Origin of the sequence: Klebsiella sp. Shm-1, from assembly GCF_040804525.1 — a bacterium.
Lineage (GTDB): Bacteria > Pseudomonadota > Gammaproteobacteria > Enterobacterales > Enterobacteriaceae > Klebsiella > Klebsiella pneumoniae.
This window is the reverse complement of record NZ_CP161823.1, coordinates 3,441,771-3,467,584: the sequence shown is the minus strand read 5'-3', so window position 1 is coordinate 3,467,584 and position 25,814 is coordinate 3,441,771. Positions and strand designations below refer to the sequence as shown.

20 protein-coding genes are annotated in these 25,814 nt (G+C 58.0%); 10 read left to right on the top strand and 10 right to left on the bottom strand.

Going from position 1 to position 25,814, the window contains the following annotated elements; translation table 11 throughout:
• Nucleotides 1-130: 130 nt before the first annotated feature.
• From AB1E37_RS17095 to moeA, 5 genes are all read right to left on the bottom strand, one after another.
• The gene (locus AB1E37_RS17095) at nucleotides 131-946 is read right to left on the bottom strand and encodes a Cof-type HAD-IIB family hydrolase (RefSeq protein WP_032447433.1); all 816 of its coding nucleotides are present in this window, start codon (nucleotides 944-946) and stop codon (nucleotides 131-133) included.
• Between the two features lie 176 nt (nucleotides 947-1,122).
• Nucleotides 1,123-3,555 (bottom strand): formate C-acetyltransferase/glycerol dehydratase family glycyl radical enzyme, encoded by a 2,433-nt coding sequence (locus tag AB1E37_RS17090; protein WP_004893251.1) that lies wholly within the window; start codon nucleotides 3,553-3,555, stop codon nucleotides 1,123-1,125.
• Nucleotides 3,556-3,559: 4 nt separating this feature from the next.
• The gene (locus tag AB1E37_RS17085) at nucleotides 3,560-4,459 is read right to left on the bottom strand and encodes a glycyl-radical enzyme activating protein (RefSeq protein WP_004191189.1); all 900 of its coding nucleotides are present in this window, start codon (nucleotides 4,457-4,459) and stop codon (nucleotides 3,560-3,562) included.
• 154 nt (nucleotides 4,460-4,613) lie between these two features.
• Nucleotides 4,614-5,369 (bottom strand): molybdopterin-synthase adenylyltransferase MoeB, encoded by a 756-nt coding sequence (gene moeB / locus AB1E37_RS17080; protein WP_004176736.1) that lies wholly within the window; start codon nucleotides 5,367-5,369, stop codon nucleotides 4,614-4,616.
• Nucleotides 5,369-6,604, bottom strand: a complete 1,236-nt coding sequence (gene moeA / locus AB1E37_RS17075) for a molybdopterin molybdotransferase MoeA (protein ID WP_004223826.1) — start codon at nucleotides 6,602-6,604, stop codon at nucleotides 5,369-5,371. The genes moeB and moeA overlap by 1 nt, the downstream gene beginning before the upstream one ends.
• 235 nt (nucleotides 6,605-6,839) lie before the next feature.
• Here moeA and iaaA point away from each other — a divergent pair, with 235 nt between their 5' ends.
• The 5 genes from iaaA to gsiD are packed head-to-tail and all read left to right on the top strand — an operon-like array spanning nucleotide 6,840 to nucleotide 13,112.
• The gene (gene iaaA, locus AB1E37_RS17070; RefSeq protein WP_004147725.1) at nucleotides 6,840-7,781 is read left to right on the top strand and encodes a beta-aspartyl-peptidase; all 942 of its coding nucleotides are present in this window, start codon (nucleotides 6,840-6,842) and stop codon (nucleotides 7,779-7,781) included.
• 17 nt (nucleotides 7,782-7,798) lie between these two features.
• Nucleotides 7,799-9,658 carry a glutathione ABC transporter ATP-binding protein GsiA gene (gene gsiA, locus AB1E37_RS17065; RefSeq protein WP_004151710.1) on the top strand — a complete coding sequence of 620 codons (1,860 nt, stop codon included), beginning with the start codon at nucleotides 7,799-7,801 and terminating at the stop codon, nucleotides 9,656-9,658.
• A gap of 32 nt (nucleotides 9,659-9,690) precedes the next feature.
• Entirely contained in the window at nucleotides 9,691-11,232 is a 1,542-nt protein-coding gene (gene gsiB, locus AB1E37_RS17060) for a glutathione ABC transporter substrate-binding protein GsiB (RefSeq protein WP_020317040.1), read from the top strand.
• Nucleotides 11,233-11,278: 46 nt separating this feature from the next.
• On the top strand, nucleotides 11,279-12,199 hold the full coding sequence (gene gsiC / locus AB1E37_RS17055) for a glutathione ABC transporter permease GsiC (protein ID WP_002892997.1): 921 nt from the start codon (nucleotides 11,279-11,281) through the stop codon (nucleotides 12,197-12,199).
• Nucleotide 12,200: 1 nt separating this feature from the next.
• A complete protein-coding gene (gene gsiD / locus AB1E37_RS17050) occupies nucleotides 12,201-13,112 on the top strand; it encodes a glutathione ABC transporter permease GsiD (protein WP_004147729.1) in 912 nt (303 codons plus the stop codon).
• Nucleotides 13,113-13,810: 698 nt separating this feature from the next.
• Here the strand turns inward: gsiD and rimO are convergent.
• Together rimO and AB1E37_RS17040 are read right to left on the bottom strand one after the other, a co-directional pair.
• The gene (gene rimO / locus AB1E37_RS17045) at nucleotides 13,811-15,136 is read right to left on the bottom strand and encodes a 30S ribosomal protein S12 methylthiotransferase RimO (RefSeq protein WP_004141985.1); all 1,326 of its coding nucleotides are present in this window, start codon (nucleotides 15,134-15,136) and stop codon (nucleotides 13,811-13,813) included.
• Between the two features lie 232 nt (nucleotides 15,137-15,368).
• On the bottom strand, nucleotides 15,369-16,610 hold the full coding sequence (locus tag AB1E37_RS17040; protein ID WP_004223833.1) for an oligosaccharide MFS transporter: 1,242 nt from the start codon (nucleotides 16,608-16,610) through the stop codon (nucleotides 15,369-15,371).
• Nucleotides 16,611-16,988: 378 nt separating this feature from the next.
• On the opposite strand from AB1E37_RS17040, the gene bssR reads away from it, so the two are divergent.
• Together bssR and AB1E37_RS17030 are read left to right on the top strand one after the other, a co-directional pair.
• Complete coding sequence (bssR, locus tag AB1E37_RS17035) at nucleotides 16,989-17,372, top strand: biofilm formation regulator BssR (protein ID WP_014599110.1); 384 nt, start codon at nucleotides 16,989-16,991, stop codon at nucleotides 17,370-17,372.
• A 115-nt stretch (nucleotides 17,373-17,487) separates the two neighbouring features.
• Nucleotides 17,488-18,597: a PQQ-dependent sugar dehydrogenase gene (locus tag AB1E37_RS17030; RefSeq protein WP_004223838.1), complete on the top strand. Its 1,110-nt coding sequence runs from the start codon at nucleotides 17,488-17,490 to the stop codon at nucleotides 18,595-18,597.
• A 2-nt stretch (nucleotides 18,598-18,599) separates the two neighbouring features.
• Here the strand turns inward: AB1E37_RS17030 and AB1E37_RS17025 are convergent, their stop codons facing one another.
• Nucleotides 18,600-19,226 (bottom strand): glutathione S-transferase family protein, encoded by a 627-nt coding sequence (locus tag AB1E37_RS17025; protein ID WP_004223841.1) that lies wholly within the window; start codon nucleotides 19,224-19,226, stop codon nucleotides 18,600-18,602.
• 1,532 nt (nucleotides 19,227-20,758) lie between these two features.
• On the opposite strand from AB1E37_RS17025, the gene AB1E37_RS17020 reads away from it, so the two are divergent.
• A complete protein-coding gene (locus AB1E37_RS17020) occupies nucleotides 20,759-20,887 on the top strand; it encodes a hypothetical protein (protein WP_032447437.1) in 129 nt (42 codons plus the stop codon).
• 652 nt (nucleotides 20,888-21,539) lie between these two features.
• On the top strand, nucleotides 21,540-22,742 hold the full coding sequence (dacC, locus tag AB1E37_RS17015; RefSeq protein ID WP_004191175.1) for a serine-type D-Ala-D-Ala carboxypeptidase: 1,203 nt from the start codon (nucleotides 21,540-21,542) through the stop codon (nucleotides 22,740-22,742).
• Between the two features lie 38 nt (nucleotides 22,743-22,780).
• Here the strand turns inward: dacC and deoR are convergent, their stop codons facing one another.
• A complete protein-coding gene (deoR, locus tag AB1E37_RS17010; protein WP_004151717.1) occupies nucleotides 22,781-23,539 on the bottom strand; it encodes a DNA-binding transcriptional repressor DeoR in 759 nt (252 codons plus the stop codon).
• Nucleotides 23,540-23,640: 101 nt separating this feature from the next.
• Nucleotides 23,641-24,234 (bottom strand): undecaprenyl-diphosphate phosphatase, encoded by a 594-nt coding sequence (gene ybjG, locus AB1E37_RS17005; RefSeq protein WP_004141974.1) that lies wholly within the window; start codon nucleotides 24,232-24,234, stop codon nucleotides 23,641-23,643.
• A 327-nt stretch (nucleotides 24,235-24,561) separates the two neighbouring features.
• On the opposite strand from ybjG, the gene kdeA reads away from it, so the two are divergent.
• The gene (gene kdeA / locus AB1E37_RS17000) at nucleotides 24,562-25,794 is read left to right on the top strand and encodes a multidrug efflux MFS transporter KdeA (RefSeq protein WP_004151718.1); all 1,233 of its coding nucleotides are present in this window, start codon (nucleotides 24,562-24,564) and stop codon (nucleotides 25,792-25,794) included.
• Nucleotides 25,795-25,814: the final 20 nt, after the last annotated feature.

Here is a 25,814-nt window from a genome sequence, read left to right as displayed (position 1 = left end):
GCTGTATCTTTCATTCGAAAGTATAAAATCTTACAAACGTTAATTTAAGTTAAAATGGAGTTAATGCAAGATTAAAATCTTGCTGCGGCGCACAAAATGGAAAACCGGGGCGCGATGCCCCGGCGAAGGGTCAGGCGTTGAAGGGCGGGGTGTTATCGAGGACGGCCTGGATAACGTTCAGCGCGCCGTCATGGTTATTATCGTCGGTAGCGTAGCCGGCGATGGCCTTGATGCTGTCGGCAGCGTTACCCATGGCGAAAGCGTATTTCACCAGCTTCAGCATTTCGGCGTCATTGCCGCTGTCGCCGATGGCGACGCATTGCTGCGGCGAAAGATCCCAGCGCTTGAGCAAACGGCTGATGCCGTTGGCTTTATGCAGGCCAGGGATAATCAAATCGACAAAGCCAAAGCCGCTGGTGACCGGCTTCATGATGCCGTCGAGCGACACGTGCAGTTTATCAATCAGCTGTGGGATCTCGCTGTCCGGCAGGTTGAGAGAGAATTTAAACAGCGTATCGTCGATGGCGTGATAGTCGCTCACCTGCTGTAGGCGATGGTAGTGCTTCGACATCAGCTCAACAAAGGCGTCCGGAGCTTTATCGCTGACGTAGGCGCTCTGCAGGCCGCAGGCGACAAAGTTGAGCTGCGGATCTTTGAGCAATTCGCCAATCACCACTTGTGATTCGTGGCGGGTCAGTTCGCCGTGGAACAGCTGCTTGCCATGTTCATAAACCAGAGCGCCGTTTTCTGCGACGAATGAAATCTGCTCGCGGATCTCCGGGAAGAAGGAGATCAACTGATAGTACTGGTTGCCGCTGGCGACAACAAATTCAATGCCGCGCTGCTGCAACTGGGCGAATTGCGCCAGAAACCGTGAGCGATCGTAGGTTTTGGCGTCATTGAGAAAAGTTCCGTCCATATCGGTGACGATAACTTTAACGGTCATAAGGGGATGCTCCTGGCTTAACTTCGACCAGTAACATTCTAATTACAATGTGATGGGGAGCACAAATTTATTTCGAATGAAAGTTCAGGCATTCAGAAAATGCCGGAAGGGCATGTCTTTTCCGGCCTGCAGAACAGGGTTGGCCCGCTAAGCATAGCGCCAGCGGGCACGAAGGATTACAGCGTATGTTCGGTACGGGCGATGATATCGTCCTGGGTATCCGGCGACAGGGCGGTGAAGAACGCCGAGTATCCAGCGACGCGGACCACTAAATCGCGGTACTGGTCAGGATGTTTCTTGGCTTCCAGCAGCGTGTCGCGCGACACGATGTTGTACTGGATATGCCAGCCTTTGTGCACCTCGAAGAAAGTGCGCAGCAGCACCATCAGCTTCTGCTTATCGGACTCGTTCTCCAGCGTTGACGGATTCAGCTTCTGATTAAGCAGCACGCCGCCGAGGATCGCCCCGGTCGGCAGCTTGCCCACCGAACTGATAACCGCCGTCGGCCCCAGATGGTCGGTACCGGAGGCCGGGCTGGCCCCCTCCGCCAGCGGGGTATGCGCTTTACGGCCATCCGGCGTCGCCATGGTCTGCGCGCCGAACGGGACGTTAGCGGAAATAGAGGAGGTGCCAGCGTAATAATTGCCGCCAATCGGGCCGCGGCCATAGCGCGGGTTGTGATACTGCTTCAGCTCGTCGATATAGGTCTGGTAGGCCCGCGCCAGCAACTCGTCGACGCTGTCATCATCGTTACCATACTTCGGCGCGCCGTTGATCAACCGCTGGCGCAGCTGCTCGTGGGTCAGACCGTCGAAATCTTCCGCCAGCGCCTTCGCCAGCTCCTGCTGGCCGATGGCGCCCTGATCGAAGACCAGTTTTTTCACCGCCGCGAGGCTGTTGCCGAGGTTGGCGATACCCACCTGCAGGCCGGAAACCCAGTCATACTTCGCGCCGCCTTGCTTAATGCTTTTCGCCCGTTCGATGCAGTCATCGACCAGCGCCGAGCAGAGAATATCGTGGACGTTCTCTTCCAGCATGGTATCGACCACGTACTCAATCTCGATGGATTTACGGGTGTAGTAACGAATCTGGCGGTCCCAGTCGGCCAGCACCTGATCGAAGTTAGCGAAGTTGCCTTTCGACAGGGCGTGCTCCTGCGGCAGGAACACCTGACCGCTGGTGGCATCGCGGCCGCCTTCCAGCGTCGCCAGCATCACCCGCGCGAAGTTAATAAAGCTCATGCCGGTACAGCGGTAGCCCCACTTACCGCCGACCGCGGTTTCGATACAGCCGATAGCCGCGTAATCGTAGGCGTCCTGCGGCTCAATGCCCAGCTTAATGAATTCCGGGATGACGATTTCATCGTTGTTAAACGCCGGCATGCCGAAACCGCAGCGGATCACCTGGACGCAGGCGTCTAGGAAGTCGTTGCTCATCCCGGCGTGGTAGCGCACGCTGAGGTTCGGCTGGGTAGAACGCAGGCGACCGCAGGATTCCAGGATCGCATACGACAGCGGGTTGACCGCGTCCTGCGGCTTACCATCCACCAGATTCTGGCCGCCGATGGTGACGTTCTGGTATAGCGGGCTGCCGGCAGAGGCTTTGGAGTGCGAGCCGGAACGGATCTTATTGACCTCCAGCAGCTTCAGCCAGCAGCTGTGCAGCAGCTCAATGGCCTGTTCGCGATCCAGCGACTGTTGCAACTCAACGTCGCGGCGGTAGTACGGGTAGAGGTACTGGTCCATACGGCCGAAGGATACCGAATGGCCATTGGATTCAATCTGCAGGATAAGCTGAATGAAGTAGCACAGCTGCAGCGCCTGCCAGAAGGTTTTCGGCGGCTCATGGGCGATGACGTCGCAGTTTTCGGCAATCGTCAGCAGTTCGTGGCGGCGTGATTCGCGGGATTCTGCTGTCGCCATCTCGCGCGCCAGCGCGGCGAAGCGTTTGCTGTGATCGCTGACCGCTTCCAGCACGATATCAATCGCTTTCAGGAACTGCTCGCCGTGCAGGTCTTCCAGTACCGTCAAATTGATACGCGAGCGGCGTTCGGCGACTTTCGCACGCATCCCGTCGAGGCCTTTCTCCAGCAGCAAGGGGTAGTTGACCGCGAGGTGAGCATCCCCGGAGGTCATATTGCCTTCCGCCTTAATAATGCCGGTGGCGAGCAGCGCCTTTTGCTCATCGGTGAACATACCGTAGCAGCGGTCTTGTACGGTCTGGCCGCGCCACCATGGGCACACTTCATGCAATACGCGTTTATTCTCCTCGCTGACCGAGAAGCCGGCGCCGGGGCGGTCGGCGAGATCGTCGATCTCTTTCTCAATCCAGCTGACGGTGTATTCCGGGAAAATAGGCGCGGCGCGCACTTCGCTGGCCTGGTTACCGACGATCAGCTCATCGTGCTTGATCCAGATGGTGCGCTCCGCCAGGTGGTGAGCCAGCGCCAGCGCGCGGCGCACCGGGATCGGTTTATCGAGATGCCGCTGATACATCTCCGTATAGTGGCGGGCGCGCTCGGTACAGACCGGCGGCTTGACGATATGCACCAGCGCCATTTTATGGGCCTGGATACGGGCGCTGAGGGTGTTGAGCTTCAGGGTTGTCATAGGGTTATCCTCGTAATATCGCCGTTAGCCCCTTGCTTTGCGCATAATCCTGCGCGAAGGCGAGCAGCTCAGGAGCATCCAGCGGTTTGTCCGGTGCGGTGTAGGGCTGACTGAGTAACTGGTATTTGTTCATTCCCAGCGTGTGGTACGGCAGGAAATGGATCTCGCTGACCTGCAGGCGGTCGGCGGCAAAATCGGTGATCGCGGCAATGTCGGCTTCGCTGGCGTTGAATCCCTGGATCAACGGCACGCGAATAATCATTTTTTTCCCCGCCTGCGCCAGACGCTGCAGGTTATCCAGCACCCGGCGGGCGCTGCCGTCGGTCCACTGCTGAAAAACGGCCTCGTCAACGTGCTTCAGATCGGCGAGAAACAGGTCGACAAAGGGTAAAGACGGTTCAATGTATTTCCACGGCACGTGCAGGCAGGTTTCCACGGCGGTGTGAATGCCTGCCTGATGGCTGGCTTCGAAAAGCGCCTGCGCCAGCGTTGGGTTCATAAAGGGTTCGCCGCCGGAAAGAGTGATGCCGCCGCCGCTGCGATCGTAGAACGGTTTATCACGCAGCACCGTCGCCATGATCTCCTCGACGCTTTTCTCCTCGCCGCACACCGTGAGCGCGGTGGTGGGGCAGCAGTCGCGCAGCGCGGCGATATGGCTGTCGTTAACGTTTTGCCGATCAATGATCAGGCCATCGAGGGTGCGGGTGATAACCGCCGGCGCCGCCTGCTGGCACAGCTCGCAGCCGGCCAGGCACAGCCGCGAGTCATACAGCAGATCTTCGCTACGGGCGCGGCTCTCCGGGTTCTGGCACCAGCGGCAGCCCAGCGAGCAGCCTTTCAGGAAGACGACGGTGCGGATCCCTGGGCCGTCATGGGTGGAATAGCGCTGGATGTTGAAGATCATGGCTTATCCTCTTGTTTGCGTATGAACATAAAAACACTTTCGAATGAAAGTTATGTTGACGCAAATCAACAAGCGGGATGGGGATAAGTCAGAGAGGAGAAAATAACGAGAGCGGTCACAAAACCACCGGCGACTCTCGTCGCCGGTGTGAGGGTCAGTGCGAGCCGCATACCTCGCACTGCGGGTGACGCATCAGCCTCATTTCGCGAAACTGGCAGGTCATGGCATCGTAGATGACGATTTTTCCGCTGGCAGGGGTGCCGTAGCCGCTCAGCAGCTTAATCGCCTCCATCGCCTGCAGCGAACCGATGGTGCCCACCAGCGGGGCCATTACCCCGGCTTCGACGCAGGTGAGGGCATTTTCGCCGAACAGACGGCTCAGGCAGCGGTAGCAGGGTTCGCCATCCTGATAGGTAAAGACGCTGATTTGCCCCTCCATACGGATCGCCGCTCCGGAGACCAGTGGGGTTTTGTGCTGAAAGCAGCCGACGTTAAGCTGGTTACGAATGGCGACGTTGTCGGTGCAGTCGAGCACCAGATCGTGATCGGCAATCTGCGCTGCCAGCGCCGCCTCATCCAGCAAGGCATTGAGCGGGACCAGACGGACGTGGGGGTTAATGCGCGCCAGCGCCTCGCGGGCGGAATCCACCTTCGGCTGGCCGAGGGTGGCGTCGCTGTGCAGCGTCTGGCGCTGCAGGTTGGAGAGCGAGACAGTGTCGAAATCGAGCAGGGTGAGCTGCCCGACCCCGGCTGCGGCCAGATACTGCGCGGCGGCGCAGCCGAGCCCGCCGAGGCCGACCACCAGCACGCGAGCGGCTTTTAACCGCTCCTGGCCGTCAAAATCAAAACCGCGCAAGACGATCTGCCGGTTATAGCGCAGCATCTCTTCATCGCTCAGCTCAACGGTCATTACAGCCCCCCAAACAGGTGACTGAAGGGTTCGACCTCGACCCATTCGCCTGCTTCAACATGGCCGCTCTCACGCTCCAGCACGATAAAGCAGTTGCCGAGGCTGAAGGAGCTGAAAATGTGCGAGCCCTGATGGCCGGTGGTGTTCACCACCAGTTCGCCGTCCGGGTTGCGCTGCAGAATACCGCGCTGAAAATCGAGGCGGCCAGGCGACTTTTTCAGGCGCGTGGCGGCGCGGACCCGCAGGCGGGGCGCCTGAAGCGGGCCGTGCTTGCCCGAGAGTTTCGCCAGCAGGGGTTGCACCAGCTGACAGAAGGTGACGGTGGCGGACACCGGGTTACCCGGCAGGCCGCAGAACCAGCTGCTGCTGAGCTTGCCGAAGGCGAAGGGTTTCCCCGGCTTAATCGCCAGCTTCCAGAAGCCGATCTCCCCCAGCTCTTCGAGGATAGTTTTGGTGTAATCGGCTTCGCCCACCGAGACGCCGCCGGAGCTAATGACCACATCGGCCTGCTGGTCGGCGGCGATAAAAGCGTCGCGCAGCTTCGCCGGGTCGTCAGGAATAATGCCGAGGTTAATGACCTCGTAGCCCAACTGCTGCAGCATCAGGTGCACTGCCAGGCGGTTGGTATCGTAAATCTGGCCGTCGCCGAGCGGTTGACCCGGCAGCTGCAGCTCATCGCCGGTTGAGAAGACCGCGACGCGTACCTTGCGCACCACCTCGACCTCGGCAATGCCCAGAGAGGCCAGCACCGGCAGCTCGGCCACCGTCAGGGGTGTCCCCGCCGGGAAGACCACCGCGCCGTGGGCAATATCTTCTCCGCGGCGGCGAATATGCTGCCCGGCTTTTACCTGCGCGATAAAGCGCACGCCGGCCTCGGTCTGTTCAGTCTCTTCCTGCATCACCACCGCATCGCAGCCTTCCGGCACCGGCGCGCCGGTCATGATGCGGATACAGGTGCCCGACGGCCAGGCGTCGTTGAAAGGCTGGCCGGCGAAGGCCTTACCGGCGACCGGCAGCGCCGCGCCGTCGCGAAGGTCGTTCAGCCGGACGGCATAGCCATCCATCGCCGCGTTATCAAAGCCGGGCACATCCAGCGGGGAGACGATGTCATGGGCGGTCACACGCGAGAAGGCCTGCAACAGCGGTACAGTTTCCGTCGCGTTCAGCGGCGTAATACGATCGAGCATCTGGGCGAGGGCTGTGTCGAGCGGCATCAGTCCGGCGGTAAAATCCATGGGTCACTCCTGCGGGCAAAACAGCGAAAACGCCTATTATGGCAGAAAAGCGGCGCGGGCTGTATGCCACCTGGGTACGAGGCTTTACATCGCCCGCCGCTCTTTCTATATTCAAAAATTGTATAAGACATTCAGCAATATAATGATATCAATACCCTTATTCATGACGTGACCGGCGCCGCGCCGCGGTACGACAGGGCAGGGGCGATCCACTTCATCGTTAAGGACTGGCGAAATGGGCAAGGCGGTTATAGCAATTCACGGCGGCGCAGGGGCGATTTCTCGCGCGCAAATGACGCCGGAGCGGGAGCGAGAGTATGTGGCGGCGCTGTCGACTATCGTCGAAAGCGGGCAGAAAATGTTGGCCGCGGGCGCCAGCGCGCTGGATGCCGTGACCGAGGCCGTTCGGCTGCTGGAGGAGTGTCCGTTGTTCAACGCCGGAATGGGCGCGGTATTTACCCGCGATCAAACCCACGAGCTGGACGCCTGCGTAATGGACGGCTACAGCCTGCAGGCGGGCGCGGTAGCCGGGGTCAAACATTTGCGTAATCCGGTGCTGGCGGCGCGTCTGGTGCTGGAGAAGAGTCCGCACGTATTACTGATCGGCGAGGGGGCGGAAAATTTTGCCATCTCCCACGGGATGGCGCGCGTGGATAACGATCTCTTTTCCACTCCTGAAAGGCTGCTGCAGCTGCAGGAGGCGAAAGCGGGCGGGGAGATTATCCTCGACCACCACGCCGCTCCCCTCGACGAACGCCAGAAAATGGGCACCGTCGGCGCGGTGGCGCTCGATCTGGCCGGCAATCTGGCGGCGGCGACCTCCACCGGCGGCATGACCAACAAACTGCCCGGACGCGTCGGCGACAGCCCGCTGCCGGGCGCGGGGTGTTATGCCAATAATGCCAGCGTGGCGGTCTCCTGTACCGGCACCGGCGAAGTCTTTATGCGCACCCTGGCGGCCTACGATATCGCCGCCCTGATGGAGTATGGGCAGCTCAGTCTCTATTCCGCCTGCGAGCGGGTGGTGATGGAGAAACTGCCGGCTCTCGGCGGCAGCGGCGGGCTGATAGCCGTCGATCGCGAAGGCAACGTCGTTTTACCGTTTAACAGTGAAGGCATGTACCGCGCCTGGTGCTATGCCGGCGATACGCCGACCATTGGCATTTATCGCGAATAGAACAAGGGAGAGGGCGAGTGTCGCAAACTCACGAAACCGATACCTGCGAAGTGCTGGTGGTGCGCAACCTGAACGTGGCGTTCCGCCAGCAGGATGCGCCGGAGGTGCAGGCCGTGCGTCAGCTTTCCTTCAGCCTGCGCCGCGGCGAGACGCTGGCGATAGTGGGTGAGTCCGGTTCGGGAAAATCGGTGACCGCGCTGGCGCTGATGCGTCTGCTAGACGCGGCCAGCAGCGAGGTGAACAGCGAGGGGCTGTGGTTGCGGCGGCGTAACCGGCAGGTGATCGCGCTCAATGAGCAAACGGACGCTGAGATGCGCCGGGTGCGCGGCGCGGATCTGGCCATGATTTTTCAGGAGCCGATGACCTCGCTGAATCCGGTTTTTACCATCGGCGAGCAGATTGCCGAATCCCTGCGCCTGCACCAGGGGTTGGGGCGCGAAGAGGCGCTGCGCGCGGCGAAAAAGATGCTCGATCAGGTGCGTATTCCCCAGGCGGAAGAGATGCTCTCGCGCTATCCGCACCAGCTCTCCGGCGGCATGCGCCAGAGGGTGATGATCGCCATGGCGCTCTCCTGTCGGCCGGCGGTGTTGATAGCCGATGAGCCAACCACGGCGCTGGATGTCACCATCCAGGCGCAAATTCTGCAACTCATTGCCGTCCTGCAAAAGGAGATGGCGATGGGGGTGATCTTTATCACCCACGATATGGGCGTCGTGGCCGATATCGCCGATCGGGTGCTGGTGATGTATCGCGGTGAGGCGGTAGAGACCGGCAGCGTTGAGGAGATCTTTCGTTCGCCGCAGCACCCGTATACGCAGTCGCTGCTGGCGGCGGTCCCGCGGCTGGGGGAGATGCGTGGCCAGGATCTGCCGCGCCGTTTTCCGCTGCCGGGCCAGCCGCTGGCGGAGAGCGAAACGCCCGATACGGTAGTCGCCGGCGAGCCGATCCTGCAGGTGCGTGACCTGGTGGCCCGTTTTCCGGTGCGCGGCGGGCTGCTCAATCGCGTGACGCGCGAAGTGCATGCGGTGGAGAAGGTCAGTTTTGATCTCTGGCCGGGAGAGACCCTGTCGCTGGTGGGCGAGTCCGGCTGCGGCAAGTCGACCACCGGCCGGGCGCTGCTGAGGCTGGTAGAGACCCAGGGAGGCACCATTACCTTCGACGGTCAGCGGATCGATACCCTCGCCGGCGGCAAGCTGCAGGCTCTGCGGCGCAATATTCAGTTTATTTTTCAGGATCCTTACGCCTCGCTTGATCCGCGTCAGACGGTCGGCGATTCGATTATGGAGCCGCTGCGGGTGCATGGCCTGCTGCGTGGGGAAGCAGCGCGTGAGCGGGTCGCCTGGCTGCTGAAGCGCGTGGGGTTGCAGCCGGAGCATGCCTGGCGCTATCCCCATGCCTTTTCCGGCGGCCAGCGGCAGCGGATCTGCATTGCCCGCGCGCTGGCGCTGAATCCGAAGGTGGTGATAGCCGACGAGTCGGTGTCGGCCCTGGATGTCTCCATTCGGGCGCAGATTATCAATCTGATGCTCGACCTGCAGCGCGAGATGGGCATCGCGTTTCTGTTTATTTCCCATGATATGGCGGTGGTGGAGCGCATCAGCCACCGCGTAGCGGTGATGTATCGCGGTCGCATTGTCGAAATAGGCCCGCGCCGCGCGGTGTTTGAAAACCCGCAGCACCCCTATACCCGTAAGCTCATGGCCGCCGTGCCGGTGGCCGACCCGGGCCACCGTCATCCGCAGCGGGTTCTGCTGTCTGATGACGTCCCGGGCAATATTTATAAGCGGGGCGAGGAGATCGCCAGCGTGCCGTTGCAGCAGGTCGGGCCGGGCCACTTCGTCGCCCGCGAATCCGCCGATGTGCTGGGCAGAACATAACAACACATAACGCATCTTTTCAGGAGAACACGATGACACAACCTGTTTCACGCAAATGGTGGCTGGCGCTGAGTATCGCGGCAGCCCTGGCGAGCGCTCCCGCCTTTGCCGCCAAAGATGTGGTGGTGGCGGTCGGGTCTAACTTCACGACCCTCGACCCCTATGATGCCAACGATACCCTGTCGCAGGCGGTGGCGAAGTCCTTTTATCAAGGCCTGTTCGGCCTTGATAAAGAGATGAAGCTGCAAAACGTTCTTGCTGAGAGCTATACCGTGTCACCGGACGGCCTGGTGTACACCATTAAGCTGCACAGCGGGGTGAAATTCCAGGATGGCACTGACTTTAACGCCGAGGCGGTAAAGGCTAACCTCGATCGCGCGAGTAACCCGGATAACCATCTCAAGCGCTATAACCTGTATAAAAATATTGCCAGTACCGAGGCGGTCGATCCGACTACGGTCAAAATTACCCTGAAGCAGCCCTTCTCGGCGTTTATTAACATTCTCGCCCATCCGGCGACAGCGATGATTTCGCCGGCGGCGCTGAAAAAATATGGTAAGGATATCGGCTTCCACCCGGTGGGCACCGGGCCGTATAAGCTCGACACCTGGAACCAGACGGATTTTGTGAAGGTCAGCAAGTTCGATGGGTACTGGCAGCCGGGGCTGCCAAAGCTGGATTCTATCACCTGGCGTCCGGTGGTGGATAACAATACCCGGGCGGCGATGCTGCAGACCGGCGAGGCGCAGTTTGCCTTCCCGATCCCTTACGAACAGGCGCCGCTGCTGGCGAAAAACAGCAAACTGGAGCTGGTGGCCAGCCCGTCGATCATGCAGCGCTACATCAGCATGAACGTGACGCAGAAGCCGTTCGATAATCAGAAGGTACGGGAAGCCATCAACTATGCGATTAACCGTCAGGCGCTGGTGAAGGTAGCGTTCGCCGGCTACGCCACCCCGGCGACCGGAGTGGTGCCGCCGTCGATCGCCTATGCCCAGACCTACACCGCCTGGCCATACGATCCGGCGAAAGCGCGCCAGCTGCTGAAAGAGGCGGGCTACCCTAACGGTTTCAGCACCACGCTGTGGTCATCACATAATCACAGCACCGCGCAGAAAGTACTGCAGTTCACCCAGCAGCAGCTGGCGCAGGTGGGGATTAAGGCGCAGGTGACGGCGATGGACGCTGGTCAGCGGGCGGCGGAAGTGGAAGGTAAAGGGCAGAAAGAGAGCGGGGTACGGATGTTCTATACCGGCTGGTCCGCCTCCACCGGTGAAGCCGACTGGGCGCTGTCGCCGCTGTTCGCCTCGCAAAACTGGCCGCCGACGCTGTTTAATACCGCGTTTTACAGCAACCCGCAGGTGGATAACGCGCTGAGCGAGGCGCTGAAAACCACCGATCCGCAACAGAAAACCAAACTCTATAAAGAGGCGCAGGATATTATCTGGAAAGAGTCGCCGTGGGTGCCGCTGGTGGTCGAGAAACTGGTCTCCGCCCACAGCAAGAACCTCACCGGTTTCTATATCCAGCCGGATACCGGCTTTAGCTTCGAACAGGCGGACCTGACGCCGTGATCATGTTCATCTTCATGCGTCCTCTCTCCCGGAATGGGAGGGAGCGATGCTGAATTATGTGATTAAGCGCCTGCTGGGCCTGATCCCTACTCTGCTTATCGTCGCGGTGCTGGTGTTTCTGTTCGTCCATATGCTGCCCGGTGACCCGGCGCGGCTGATTGCCGGACCTGAGGCCGATGCCCAGGTGGTGGCGATGGTGCGCCAGCAGCTGGGGCTTGACCAGCCGCTGCATGTCCAGTTCTGGCACTACATCACCAACGTGCTGCGCGGCGATTTTGGCATTTCCATGGCCTCGCGGCGTCCCGTTGCCAGTGAGATAGCCAGTCGCTTTATGCCCACGCTGTGGCTGACGCTGGCCAGCATGAGCTGGGCGGTACTGTTCGGGATGGCGGCGGGGATTGCGGCCGCGGTGTGGCGCAATCGCTGGCCCGACCGTCTGGGAATGGCGCTGGCGGTGAGCGGCATTTCGTTTCCGGCTTTTGCCCTTGGTATGCTGCTGATGCAGGTGTTTTCGGTTGAGCTGGGCTGGCTGCCGACGGTGGGGGCCGACAGCTGGCGGCACTATATTTTGCCGTCGTTGACCCTTGGCGCGGCGGTGGCGGCGGTCATGGCGCGCTTTACCCGCGCGTCATTCGTCGATGTGCTGCATGAAGACTATATGCGTACCGCCCGGGCGAAGGGGGTGAGCGAAACGAGGGTGGTGCTCAAGCATGGTCTGCGCAATGCGATGATCCCGGTGGTGACCATGATGGGGCTGCAGTTCGGCTTTCTGCTCGGCGGGTCGATCGTTGTGGAGAAGGTGTTTAACTGGCCGGGGCTTGGGCGCTTGCTGGTCGATTCGGTGGAGATGCGCGATTATCCGGTGATTCAGGCGGAAGTGCTGCTCTTTTCGCTGGAGTTTATTCTTATCAATTTAGTGGTGGATGTGCTGTACGCGGCCATAAACCCGGCTATCAGGTATAAGTAAGGTGCGATTGCTTAACTGGAGAAGGCAGGCGGCGCTGAACGCCATGCCGGGCATCAGACCCGGCGAGATCCATACCCCCTGGCATGAGTTCTGGCGGCGCTTTCGTCGCCAGCCGGTGGCGATGGGCGCTGGTATTTTCGTGCTGTTGCTGATTGCGGTAGCCATCGTTGCCCCATGGATAGCGCCGTACGATGCGGAAAATTATTTCGACTACGACCGTCTGAACGAGGGACCTTCGCTGGTGCACTGGTTCGGAGTCGACTCCCTGGGACGGGATATTTTCAGCCGGGTGCTGGTCGGGGCGCAGATCTCGCTGGCCGCCGGGGTACTGGCGGTGCTGATTGGCGCGGCCATCGGCACGGTGCTTGGGCTGCTGGCTGGCTACTATGAGGGCTGGTGGGACCGGCTCATTATGCGACTTTGCGACGTGTTGTTCGCCTTTCCGGGGATCCTGCTGGCGATCGCGGTGGTCGCCGTCATGGGCAGCGGGATGGCCAACGTGATCATCGCCGTGGCGATCTTCTCGATCCCGGCGTTTGCTCGTCTGGTGCGCGGCAATACGCTGGTTCTGAAGCAGCAGACCTTTATTGAATCGGCGCGCAGCATCGGCGCCAGCGACGCCACCATTCTGTTCAACCATATTCTGCCGGGGACGGTGTCATCGATCGTGGTTTATTTCACCATGCGCATTGGGGTATCGATTATTTCGGCGGCCAGTCTGTCGTTTCTCGGCCTCGGCGCGCAGCCGCCCACCCCGGAGTGGGGCGCGATGCTCAACGAAGCGCGGGCGGATATGGTGATGTCTCCGCACGTGGCGCTCTTTCCGGCGGTGGCGATTTTCGTGACCGTGCTGGCGTTTAATCTGCTGGGAGATGGCCTGCGCGATGCGCTGGATCCGAAGTTAAAGGGGTAGGATGAGGGCAAGCTCCGCCGGGAGTCCTTTATGTTATCTGCGGCTTCAGCGTAGTTTGCGCTTCCGGTTAATTTTCTGCGTTAGGTCTCTCATGGCGCAGGGAGCGGTGTGAGGCGGAAACGACCGCCGGACGGTTCCCTCTCCTCCCGGGAGAGGGCCAGGGTGAGGCGAAGCATCGCTGGAAAGTCCTTTATGTTATCTGTGGCTTCAGCGTAGTTTGCGCTCCCGGTTAATCGTCTGCGTTATGTCTCTTATGGCGCAGGGAGCGCACAGGGGGCGGCCAGTCGCCGCCGCCCCCTGTACCCCCGGGCTCCGGCCAGCAACATCGCCACTGCGTGGTGCCTTCGACTTATCCCTGCAGGCTTCGGGTTGGGCCGAAGCAGCGTCCCTGCAAAACACGGCCCTCAGCCCGCATCCATGCGGCCTGCCCCTGCCTTTCGGGAACGTCTCAGCGATGTTGAGGCCGCCAGCACCGGCAGTTTCAGCGGCCCCATGTCCGGCGGCGATTCACATATTGGGACTGGACCCCGTAGGCCGGGTAAGCGTAGCGCCACCCGGCAAAATAACCGCGCAACAGGGCTGCCTGGAAGGTAATCAATGCTTGCCCGCGGCGCTGCGCTTGCGCGGACCCGGGGGTGAGCCTACGGGAGGACCCCGTAGGCCGTGGAATGCGCTAAGCCGCTATCCGGGAAGCTGGACTAGACCCGGGTACCCCACAGGTCGTATTCGTCGGCATGCTCGACTTTCACCCGCACCACGTCGCCCGGCTTAACGCGGGTTTCGCCGTTCAGGTACACCGCGCCGTCGATTTCCGGAGCGTCGGCCATGCTGCGTCCGATAGCGCCTTCTTCATCAACTTCATCTACCAGCACCAGGATTTCGCGCCCCACTTTCTCCTGCAGACGCTCGGCAGAGATCTGCTGCTGCAGCTGCATAAAGCGGTTCCAGCGCTCTTCTTTCACCTCTTCCGGCACCTGGTCCGCCAGCTCGTTGGCGGTAGCGCCTTCAACCGGGCTGTACTTGAAGCAGCCGACGCGGTCGAGACGCGCCTCTTTCAGGAAGTCGAGCAGCATCTGGAAATCTTCTTCCGTTTCGCCCGGGAAGCCCACAATAAAAGTGGAGCGCAGGGTCAGATCCGGGCAAATTTCACGCCACTGCTTAATGCGCGCTAGCTGACGGTCCGCAGAACCAGGACGCTTCATCAGCTTCAGAATACGCGGGCTGGCGTGCTGCAGCGGGATATCGAGGTACGGCAGAATCTTGCCTTCCGCCATCAGCGGGATCACATCGTCAACGTGCGGGTACGGGTAGACATAGTGCAGGCGCACCCAGATGCCGAGCTTCGCCAGCTCTTCGCACAGACTGACCATGCTGGTCTTCACCGGCATACCGTTGTGGAAGCCGGTGCGGTGCTTGACGTCGACGCCGTAGGCGGAGGTGTCCTGCGAAATCACCAGCAGCTCTTTCACGCCGGCGTCAGCGAGGCGTTTGGCTTCGGCCAGCACTTCGCCAATCGGACGGCTCACCAGATCGCCACGCATGGACGGGATGATGCAGAAGGTGCAGCGATGGTTGCAGCCTTCAGAAATTTTTAAGTAGGCGTAGTGGCGCGGCGTCAGCTTAACCCCCTGTTCCGGCACCAGGCTCAGGAACGGGTTGTGCTTCGGCTTCGGCGTATAATGGTGGACATGCTCCAGCACCTGCTCATAGCTGTGCGGACCGGTGATCTCCAGCACCTTCGGATGCACTTCGCGGATCTGATCCTCTTTCGCGCCGAGACAGCCGGTGACGATTACCTTGCCGTTCTCTTTCAACGCTTCGCCGATCGCTTCCAGCGATTCCTGCACAGCGCTATCAATAAAGCCGCAGGTGTTAACGATCACCATATCGGCGTTGTCGTAGGTCGGTACGACGTCATAACCTTCGGTGCGCAGTTCGGTCAGGATACGCTCTGAGTCCACGAGGTTTTTCGGGCAGCCCAGGGAGACGAAGCCGATTTTCGGCTGATGCGTGACATTGCTCATAGCTTAAAAAGTGTTCAATTATTGGAATGGTCAGGGCAGGAATTCTACAGATCTTTGCGAAAAAGAGTATAGCTCCGTCGCGGTTAATGGTGAAAAAGCGCCCCCGACCTGTCTTTTACGCCCCCCACCGCCAGAGCGGATCCCACACGCCCCGGAGCAGAGGGGCGGGACACGCTTCTGACAAGCCGTGCGCACAGGCGGCTCAAGCCCGGCGTGGCTGCCGGGCAGAGACTTATTGCGCCGGGTTAATGGCTGCGGAGGGGGTGGCGCCGGTTTTTTTCGGCTCGCGCTTATCCTGCAGCGTGAAAATAGAGATCAGGGTAAAGAGCCCGGCGACGCTGCCGAGAATCAGATAGGTGTTGGCGAAGCCAATGGTATCGTACAGATAGCCTGCCAGCGGAGAGTAAATGGCGGTGGCGATCGAGGCGACGAACAGCACCAGCAAATAGACCGTCGAAGAGAGCTTGTGGTCGAAGTTGGCGGCGATGAATTTAAAGACCGATACCAGAATCAACGGCTTCTCCAGAGCATGCATCATTTTCACCGCACCAATCCACACCGGGCCGAGGGGCACGGCTGAGCCGACAATACGTACCGACATGATCAGCCCGGCGATGATCAGCGCCCATTTGGCGCCGGTCCGGTTAACAAACCATGGCATCAGGCAGAGGAACAGGGTTTCACCGCAGACCTGAATAGACGCGAGGATCCCGTACCAGCGGTTGCCTTCCTCCGGCGTCGGGAACTGTAGCGAGAAGTACTGGGCAAACTGCTGATCGTAGGTGTCGTAAATCTGCGTGACGAACAGGGTAAAGAGCAGCAGCATCCAGAACTGACCATTCTTCGCCAGCTCAAGGGCATGAGAGACCTTCAGCGATTCGCTTCGCGCCACATCGGCGTCGGTTAATTCAATTTTGGTTAGCATAAAGCAGATGGCGGCGATGACAATGGCGAGGCTGGCGAGCCAGAAGGCCAGATTAGGATTGCTGTCGATATATTTACCCACAATACAGGCCGCCGCTGCCCAGCCTAACGAGCCCCACATCCGCACACGACCATATTCGAACTGATAGCGCCGGGAAATCTTATCGATATAAGAGTCGATTACTCCGCAGCCGGAGTTAAAGATGATCCCCAGATAGATCCCTCCCAGCAAGGCGCCAAACCAAAAGTTGTGCACCAGCAGCGGCGCGTAAACGTAGATAAAGAAGGGGCCCACCGGCAGGAGCAGGGCGACCAGCAGCCAGATAAGCCGTTTTTTCAGGCCGAACTTGTCAGAGATAAAGCCGAAGAAAGGCTGCATCAGCAGGGCGATAAAGGCGTTGACCGAGTAAAGCAGCCCGGTCTTCGTGGCGCTGATGCCAAGATGCTGGGTGGTCCAGATAACGAAGAAAGCCATGGTCGACGACCAGGCGAACAGGTAGAGGAAATCGAAAAGACTCAACAGAAGGTAGTTTCTTTTACCGGACGTCATGTTTCAGTTCCTTGCAAATGGGCAGAGAGAATTTCAGCGATCCGCGGGCCGCGTTCGCTGTTTTCCTGACATGTTATACGTATTACATTAATTATTTGTTATGACATCCTAATTGACGATGGTGCAACAGGTCATATGAGGTATTGTGATCATTGCTGCACTAATTTTGTCTCTTATTGCCATTTTCTGTTTATTAATTTCAGATTGAAATTAATTGTGATCGTATAACATTGTTTTTGTTATACACCCTACAATGCGTTAAAGTTGCCACATTGTAAATGATGTTAAAGAACTGGGGATTATTGACCTGGCGCATCATTTTGCACAAAAAATAACCGTATTATGGAAAGGGTAAAGGACGACAGAGGAGGAACCGTGATGACCGTTGACAGACTATACCGCCACCTTCTGCAGAAGCTTATTAACGCCAATATCGATATTGACGCCTATCTGCAACTGCGAAAGGCCAAAGGCTACATGTCAGTCAGCGAAAATGACCATCTGCGTGATAACTTGTTTGAGCTTTGCCGTGAAATGCGTGCGCAGGCGCCGCGCCTGCAGAATGCCATTTCACCGCAGGAGAGGGATGTCCTTCGCCTGGCCGGCGAATCGGTCGCCGCCGCTGCACTATGCCTGATGAGCGGGCATCATGATTGTCCGCTATACATCGCTGTTAACGTAGAGAAGCTAGAACGCTGTCTGACAGGATTGACCTCAAATATTCATAAATTGAATAAATTGGCGCCAATCACCCATGCCTGATCGGCTGAAACCCAGGGGAAGTGAACGCTTCCCCTGTTAAAGGTTATGTAAAAATCCCCGCGCAAATTTCCCCGCTGGCTACCCTTTAGCCCAGAGCTGACGAAAGGAGAATGCCATGCGTCCGATCCCACTGCTGTTGATATTGAGCGCCTTAGCGCTACCAGCCCTGAGCCAGGCCGCGGTGCGGGTGGAGGTATTGCAAAACCGGCTGGCCCAGCCGTGGGGCATGGCCTTTCTGCCTGACGATCAGGGCATACTGATCACCCTGCGCGGCGGCGAGCTCAAGCGCTGGCAGCCGGGTAAAGGTCTGTCGGCGCCGATAGCCGGCGTGCCGCAGGTATGGGCCAACGGCCAGGGTGGCCTACTGGACGTGGCGCTGGCCCCGGATTTCGCCCAGTCGCGGCGGGTGTGGCTGAGCTATGCGGAAAGCGACGCCAGCGGTAAGGCGGGCACCGCGGTGGGCTATGGGCGGTTGAGCGAGGATGTCACGCAGCTGACGAACTTTACCGTGGTCTTTCGCCAGCAGCCGAAGCTCTCCGTCGGCAATCATTTTGGCGGCAGGCTGGTGTTCGACGGCAAAGGATATTTGTTTATCGGGCTGGGCGAAAATAATCAGCGCGCCACCGCCCAGGATCTCAGCAAGCTGCAGGGGAAAGTGGTCCGCCTGACGGAGACCGGAGGTGTACCGCCGGATAACCCTTTTGTCGGCCGGGCTGACGCCAGGCCGGAGATCTGGGCTTACGGCATCCGTAATCCGCAGGGCATGGCGATGAATCCCTGGAGCGAGGCGCTGTGGCTGAACGAGCATGGCCCGCGCGGCGGAGATGAAATTAATATTCCGCAGGCGGGGAAAAATTACGGCTGGCCGCTGGCGACGCACGGTATTAACTACAGCGGCCTGCCCATTCCGGAAGCAAAAGGCAAAACGGTTCCGGGGACCGAACCTCCCCTGTATGTCTGGCCGGTCTCTCCCGGGGTGAGCGGGATGGCCTTTTATTCGGCGCCGACCTTTCCCCAGTGGCAGCATAAGCTGTTTATCGGCGCGCTGAAGGAGACATCGCTGATTGTCCTGGCGGTGGACGGTAATCAGGTCCGCGAGGAGGGGAGATTACTGGAGGCGCGCGGAAAACGCATCCGCGATGTTCGCGTGGGACCCGACGGCTATCTGTACGTTTTAACCGACGAGTCTAACGGCGAGCTATTGCGGTTGAGTCCCGAGGCTTAGCCTCAGGTCACCGGGATCTGCACTACTTCGCGCCAGGCAGGACGTTGGCTAATCTGCTGATACCAGCGCTGCAGATGGGGCCGCGGTTGCCAGCTGTCGAGGATCGACAACAGATTGTAGACGAAGGGAGCGACGGCAATATCGCCAAGGCCGAACTGCTCGCCGGAGAGCCACGGCATTTTGGCCAGTTCGTCGTCCAGCATGGCGAACAGCGCTTCGCAGGCGCTGATCCCCGCGGCGATGGCCGCCGGGTCGCGCTGCTCCGGCGGCGTTCTCACCAGGCCCATTAATACCGGGCGATGGGCGGGAGAGAGGGTGCCGTCGGACCAATCCATCCACTTTTCCCCTTGCGCGCGCTGCGCCGGCGCGGCCAGCCACAGACGGTCAACGCCATACTGGGCCGCCAGGTAGCGAATAATCGTATTTGATTCCCACAATACCACCCCGGTGGCATCGTCCTTTAACAACGGCACCAGCCCGTTCGGGTTCATCGCCAGATATTCCGGGTCATGATTGAGACCAAACTCCAGCCCGGCGAGGATCTGCTGATAAGGCAGATCCAGCTCCTCCAGCACCCAGCGTACTTTCTTCACGTTGGTCGAGTTATTACGTCCCCACAGTGTAATCATTTTCGCTCCTGAGTTTGTTTCACTGCTGTTGCAGCGCGATCGGCGATCATGTTGGGATAAAGTTAAAAATCCGGCAAGCTTTTTTATTTGGCTGTTATTAAAGGTTTTTATGCTTACTCCCTTCAGCCAGGGGCACTCCTGGGTCACAGGGCCCGGAAAGTGTTTTTACTATTTTACAGGAGTAATATCTATAGGGTGTTACGCTACGAAGGAAAGGGCGTGGTCATGGTGTATCTTATTGATAATTAAAGATTTAAATCAAGCACGCATCTATAAAAACGCTCCCTCTCCGTCTCGGTTAAAATCTCAATGTCGCCTGAGGGTATAATTTGATGCTGATTATTGCATCGCAATCATCTGAGGAACACAGGTTAATATTAATAAATAGAAAGATAGTGAAAGAATTATTTTTTTACAGGGATGAACTGTTGTTTTTATCGATCGGATATACATCTTTCTCATCCCACCCAGAAAAAATAGACCATGAGAGGCGCCAACTGGCTGGAAGATATTCTGAAAAATAGCAAAAAGAACCCAGTGACTGGCACTGGGGAGTAAATTTACTCAGGGTTGCATGCTGTTCTCAAGATAATATTCGAGTCTCGAAGTATGGGTTAACCAAAGGTAACCATCAACTTCCATACAGACTACATGGGAAATATACTGTATTAAATAACCAGGAATCCACCCTTACTTTTGTGCTATTTATCTTACCTGGGTAATCACTGCGGGGGTAAGTGGTATATAATGCAATAATCAGTATTTGAATCTGTAGCGTTAAACGAGCAGAGCCTGGGAGAGGACTTTACTTTCCCCGGAAGGATTTGAAAAAGGCGGTTAAAATGAATGACTGATAAGGATGGCCAGCATACTATCGCGGTGCTATCAAAACATCCCTGCAAAACGAAATAGGGATAAAAGAAGCACTGGCGAACTGCAGTCTGGAAGAGCGAGTCGTAGAGCTCGATATGGCATCGGACGAGAAGGGTAGGAGATTACCCGGGAAGAGATGTTAACCTTTTCATCAAACCAGCGTGATTAATAACGGGCAACAGAATCAGAGCGGCCCGGGATTTTGAGAGCAATACTTCTGTAAAGGCCACGGCTGTGGATGCGCTGTTATGAATGTATTTGTAAAATTTATCACCATCCAGAGTCGCCTTGAAAAAAAAAGCCCAGCGACAGGCTGGGGTGTAATTACACGCATAAAGGGATATGCCATTTTCAACACAATATGCGAATCTTAATTTATGGAATAACCGCGGGTGAGCTACCCGCTTCCATAAAGATTGCAGGGGAAACTATACTGTATTTAATGACCAGGAATCCATCCTTATCGATGTGCTATTTTTCTTACTTGTGTAATACGGAAAGTGAAAATAGCCCGATAAACTATTTTTTACCGATATGCCGACTAAAACAGGGAAGCCGTCTGCCTGCTTATCCAGTGGGCGAATAATTCATATCATTAGCGGGAGGCTCTCCCTTCCTGACCTCAATCCCTGATGGTGGCGTATAGAGGGGATAGCTGATTGATATCCTTTATCAAGGATATTGCGCCTCCATCGGCGGAATGCTGTGGCAATCGAAGCCCTGCTGAACATGGCGATCAGGCAGACCCGATGGATAGAAAAGTGCGGGCGTTGTTGCTAATTTCCTGAGACGGGCGTAATGACCGTCTCAAGCATAGCCCGGGAGTTCTCAACTGCATTTCAGGCGTAAATAGGGCCTACAGAACCTTCAGGTTTATATTTAAGCGTCTGAGACTTCTACAGCAGCAAGTCAGATGTGGTTATTGTGAGTTCGGAAGTTGAACTGGGCCTCATGGAATGCAACCGGGCCGACATTTTGAGTTTTGTGAAGGGTATCAGCAGTAACAACCATCCCCGGTTCTCAGGTGAAGGGGGTAGGGGCGAGGCGACTGGATATCACTGGCCAGGCTTTCGCTTACCCCACACGGCCCCGCCATAATGTGAATCTATGACCAGGCAAACCACAATGAAAGACACGCTTGCGACCTCTCTTTAGTAGCATTTTTCCCGAAGAGAAGTGAGCTATGTCATTGAAATTTCGGTGAATAATTGGTTTTGAAAGGCGATTTTTTTCTTGCCATAATAAAGTTAACATTAAGGCGATTACGATCAAAAAAATTGTTCTGATTAAAGCACAGCGGCATGTTATTGCGTAAACTTTAAAAACTTTACCAACTCGCTGTTTCTTTAAGGTCATTTGTACGCTTTACTCACCGGTTGCTGCGGCGCGGTCAGAGTGGCGCGGCATATTTTGTTTGGAAAGGATACTTGGGTGGCTCTTATGATGCATGACGCTTTTTCCCTTCGCGGCCTCGCGGCAGGTTGCGCGCTGTTATTTCTTGTCGCACCTGCGGTGCAGGCTGCGGAACAACTCCCCGACGCCCCTTCAATTGACGCTCGCGCCTGGATCCTGATGGACTATGCCAGCGGGAAGGTGCTCAGCGAAGGCAATGCCGATGAAAAACTCGACCCGGCCAGTCTGACGAAGATCATGACCAGCTACGTGGTAGGGCAGGCAATAAAAGCGGGAAAAATCAAACTGACCGATATGGTGACCGTTGGGCGCGATGCCTGGGCGACCGGCAACCCGGCGCTGCGCGGCTCATCGGTGATGTTCCTCAAGCCTGGCATGCAGGTTTCCGTAGAAGATCTGAACAAAGGGGTCATCATTCAGTCCGGTAACGACGCCAGCATTGCGATTGCTGACTACGTAGCGGGCAGCCAGGACGCTTTCGTTAGCCTGATGAACGGCTACGCCAAAAAAATGGGGCTGACCAACACCACCTTTATGACCGTCCACGGCCTTGACGCGCCGGGGCAGTTCAGCACCGCCCGCGATATGGCGCTGCTGACCAAAGCGATGATCCACGACGTACCGGAAGAGTACGCGGTACATAAAGAGAAAGAGTTCACTTTCAATAAAATTCGCCAGCCGAACCGCAACCGCCTGCTGTGGAGCAGCAACCTCAACGCCGATGGCGTGAAAACCGGGACCACCGCCGGGGCCGGCTATAACCTCGTCTCCTCGGCCACTCAGGGTGATATGCGTTTGATTGCCGTGGTGCTGGGGACCAAAACCGACCGCATTCGCTTTAACGAGTCAGAAAAACTGCTGACCTGGGGCTTCCGCTTCTTTGAAACCGTGACGCCGATTAAACCAGATGCCACCTTCGTTACCCAGCGCGTGTGGTTTGGCGATAGCAATGAAGCGAAACTGGGGGCTGGCGAGGCGGGCTCTATCACTTTGCCGAAGGGCCAACTGAAAAACCTGAAAGCCAGCTATACCTTAAATCAGCCGCAGCTTACCGCGCCGCTGGAGAAGGGACAGGTGGTCGGGACTATCGACTTTAAGCTAAATGATAAAACCATTGAACAGCGTCCGCTGATTGTCATGGAGTCGGTAAAAGAGGGCGGCTTCTTCAGCCGGATGATCGACTTCGTGCTGATGAAACTGCACGGCTGGTTCGGCAGCTGGTTCTCCTGATGCCTGCCCGCGCCCTGCGGGGCGCGGGCAGCGACGCTTCAATACAGTAGGGAAATCTGCTGCGCCTTCGCCAGCGCGACCAGCTCATCATCCGGGCAGATATCGCTGGCGATCACGTCAAATTTCGCTAACGCCCCCATGCGCGCCGGACGCACTTTGCCAAACTTGCTGTGGTCGACCACCAGCACGTGGTAGCGCGCGTGACGCATCGCCCAGTGCTTAACCGGCAGCTCTTCCAGGTTATAGCAGGTCGCCCCCTGCTCGCAGTCGATCCCCGCCGCCGAGTAAAAGGCGATATCAGGGCTCAGATGGCTGAGGGTATCCTCAAGGCTCAGTGGCATAAAAATCGCGTTGCTGGCATGAAACTCCCCACCGCACAGGACCGCGCGGCACTGGGGTTTTTCCTGCAGGGCCAGAAAGGTGTTCAGGGAGTAGCAGACGCCGGTGAAGGGCAGGGCATCGTCAATGGCGTCAATAATCCACGGCGTGGTGGTCCCGCAGTCGAAGAAGGCCATCTGATGGGCCTCCAGCAGCGCGGCCGCATGGCGAGCGGCACGGCGTTTTTCCTCGACCAGCCGGGTTTTTTGATCGCTGAGCAGATAATGGGTGGCGCTGCGCGGCTCCAGCACAATGTATCCGCCGAGCAGCACAACCGGGCCGCTGTGGCCATTGAGGTCGCGACGAATGGTCATTTCCGACACCCCAAGCAGGGAAGCGGCTTCTTTCAGATGCAGCTTATCGCTGCGTTTAAGTGCCTGAATGAGCTGACTGATACGTTCGTCACGGCGAGTTTCCATATTCCCTCTGCGCTAAAATCGCCCTGCGGGGGCAGGGCGTTAGCGGGATTTTACCTGTCGCTTGCGGGTTAGTCACGCGGTGGCCGCAGCGACGGCGGCGTTTAGCCGCGCACCCAACCTTTGCGGATTGGCAAGGAGAAGCAGAGACGATACAGCCGCTGCAGCTGATGGTATAGCGCCGGGCCGAACGTATGCCAGATCAGCGCCGCGCCAAGGCAGCCGCACATCCCGGCCAGCAGCCCGCCGACCATATCCAGCGGCCAGTGCACGCCGAGATAGACACGGGACCAGGCGATGGCGGCGGCAATGGCCATCAGCAGGGCGCCGGACCACAGGCGATGCCAGAACAGGAAGGCCAGGGCAAAGGTAAAGCTGACGGTGCCATGGTCGCTGGGGAAGGAGTCGTCCGCCGCGTGGTGCAGGAAGTTATAGCCTACGCCGGCGACAAACGGCCGATCGTGCGGATAGAGGTGGCCGATCGCCCACGACACGGTCAGGCTGATCGTCAGCGCCAGCATCAGCTTAAACACCATCTGCCGCTGGGCAGGCCCCCACAGCCACAATGTCACCACCAGCAGAGGTACGATCAGAATCAGATCTTTAGCGATGAAGATCGCCATCTCAATGGCCCACTGCGGCGAGGCAGGCGTCGCGTTGAGCAGGGCGAACAGCGCATAGTTAATATTTTCCAGCATAGACTTCCAGGCTCGTTGGTCCGATAGCAATTAAGCCGCCTACCCTAAATAAAAGCGGTGCGGAGATAAAGGCGGCATTGTCTTAAAGATCAGGTTGTTATGAAATCCACTACCATAAAGTCTACGGCTAACAGCCTGAAAAACGTCAGTATATCGTTTGTCACATTGCTGAAACATAAACGGAATATATACACAGGCTGAATAACAGGGGAGAGGCAGGACGATGGCGCACGGCTCGTAATATTGTGCGGTGTCACCCACAATTCACTATCTCCGCGCCGGGAGTTTCATTACACTTTGCGCGATTTTTGATAGATAAGAGATTTCATGCAAAATTATTCGCTTTCAGGCCGCCGCCTCGGAAGGCAGGCGCTGTTGTTCCCGTTATGTCTGGTGCTGTACGAGTTTTCCACTTATATCGGCAACGATATGATTCAGCCGGGCATGTTAGCCGTGGTGCAGGAATTTCAGGTGGGCAACGAATGGGTACCTACCTCAATGACTGCCTATCTGGCAGGCGGCATGTTTTTACAGTGGCTGCTGGGGCCGCTGTCGGATCGTATTGGCCGCCGTCCGGTGATGTTGACCGGCGTAGTATGGTTCATCGTCACCTGCCTGGCGACGCTGCTGGCGCAGACCATTGAGCAGTTTACCCTGCTGCGCTTCCTGCAGGGGATCAGCCTGTGCTTTATTGGCGCGGTGGGCTATGCGGCGATACAGGAGTCCTTTGAGGAGGCGGTGTGTATCAAAATCACCGCCCTGATGGCTAACGTGGCGCTGATTGCCCCGCTGCTGGGGCCGCTGGTGGGCGCCGCCTGGGTGCATGTCCTGCCGTGGGAGATGATGTTTGTCCTGTTCGCCGTGCTGGCGGCCATCTCGTTCTTCGGCCTGCAGCGGGCGATGCCGGAGACCGCGACGCGGCTGGGCGAAAAGCTGTCGGTGAAAGAGCTGGGCCGCGACTATCGGCTGGTGCTGAAGAACCTGCGCTTCGTCGCCGGCGCGCTGGCCACCGGCTTTGTCAGCCTGCCGCTGCTGGCGTGGATTGCCCAGTCGCCGGTGATTATTATCAGCGGCGAACAGGCCACCAGCTATGAGTACGGCATGCTGCAGGTGCCGATTTTCGGGGCGCTGATTGCCGGCAACCTGGTGCTGGCGCGCCTGACTGCGCGCCGGACCGTGCGCTCGCTGATTATCATGGGCGGTTGGCCGATCATGTTTGGCCTGATCCTCTCTGCGGCGGCGACCGTGGTCTCTTCCCACGCTTATCTGTGGATGACGGCCGGTCTGAGCTTCTACGCCTTCGGGATTGGCCTCGCGAACGCCGGCCTGGTGCGTTTAACCCTGTTCGCCAGCGAGATGAGTAAAGGCACGGTCTCGGCGGCGATGGGAATGCTGCAGATGCTGATCTTCACCGTCGGCATCGAGCTCAGCAAACATGCTTACGAGCTGGGCGGCAACGGGCTGTTCAGCCTGTTTAACCTGCTGGGTGGGGTACTATGGCTGGGGCTGATGATTTACTTTCTGAAAGATAAAAGCGTCGGCAATTCGCAGCAGGGGTAGTTGTTTTCAACCCGGATGCG

Excerpts from the sequence above, each read along its gene's own strand:
- AB1E37_RS17095 (WP_032447433.1), bottom strand. The coding sequence starts at position 946 with ATGACCGTTAAAGTTATCGTCACCGATATGGACGGAACTTTTCTCAAT.
- dacC (WP_004191175.1), top strand. The coding sequence starts at position 21,540 with ATGATGCATGACGCTTTTTCCCTTCGCGGCCTCGCGGCAGGTTGCGCG.
- iaaA (WP_004147725.1), top strand. The coding sequence starts at position 6,840 with ATGGGCAAGGCGGTTATAGCAATTCACGGCGGCGCAGGGGCGATTTCT.
- moeA (WP_004223826.1), bottom strand. The coding sequence starts at position 6,604 with ATGGATTTTACCGCCGGACTGATGCCGCTCGACACAGCCCTCGCCCAG.
- AB1E37_RS17085 (WP_004191189.1), bottom strand. The coding sequence starts at position 4,459 with ATGATCTTCAACATCCAGCGCTATTCCACCCATGACGGCCCAGGGATC.
- bssR (WP_014599110.1), top strand. The coding sequence starts at position 16,989 with ATGACCGTTGACAGACTATACCGCCACCTTCTGCAGAAGCTTATTAAC.
- gsiC (WP_002892997.1), top strand. The coding sequence starts at position 11,279 with ATGCTGAATTATGTGATTAAGCGCCTGCTGGGCCTGATCCCTACTCTG.
- moeB (WP_004176736.1), bottom strand. The coding sequence starts at position 5,369 with ATGACCGTTGAGCTGAGCGATGAAGAGATGCTGCGCTATAACCGGCAG.
- gsiB (WP_020317040.1), top strand. The coding sequence starts at position 9,691 with ATGACACAACCTGTTTCACGCAAATGGTGGCTGGCGCTGAGTATCGCG.
- AB1E37_RS17030 (WP_004223838.1), top strand. The coding sequence starts at position 17,488 with ATGCGTCCGATCCCACTGCTGTTGATATTGAGCGCCTTAGCGCTACCA.
- deoR (WP_004151717.1), bottom strand. The coding sequence starts at position 23,539 with ATGGAAACTCGCCGTGACGAACGTATCAGTCAGCTCATTCAGGCACTT.
- ybjG (WP_004141974.1), bottom strand. The coding sequence starts at position 24,234 with ATGCTGGAAAATATTAACTATGCGCTGTTCGCCCTGCTCAACGCGACG.
- kdeA (WP_004151718.1), top strand. The coding sequence starts at position 24,562 with ATGCAAAATTATTCGCTTTCAGGCCGCCGCCTCGGAAGGCAGGCGCTG.
- AB1E37_RS17090 (WP_004893251.1), bottom strand. The coding sequence starts at position 3,555 with ATGACAACCCTGAAGCTCAACACCCTCAGCGCCCGTATCCAGGCCCAT.
- AB1E37_RS17025 (WP_004223841.1), bottom strand. The coding sequence starts at position 19,226 with ATGATTACACTGTGGGGACGTAATAACTCGACCAACGTGAAGAAAGTA.
- AB1E37_RS17040 (WP_004223833.1), bottom strand. The coding sequence starts at position 16,610 with ATGACGTCCGGTAAAAGAAACTACCTTCTGTTGAGTCTTTTCGATTTC.
- rimO (WP_004141985.1), bottom strand. The coding sequence starts at position 15,136 with ATGAGCAATGTCACGCATCAGCCGAAAATCGGCTTCGTCTCCCTGGGC.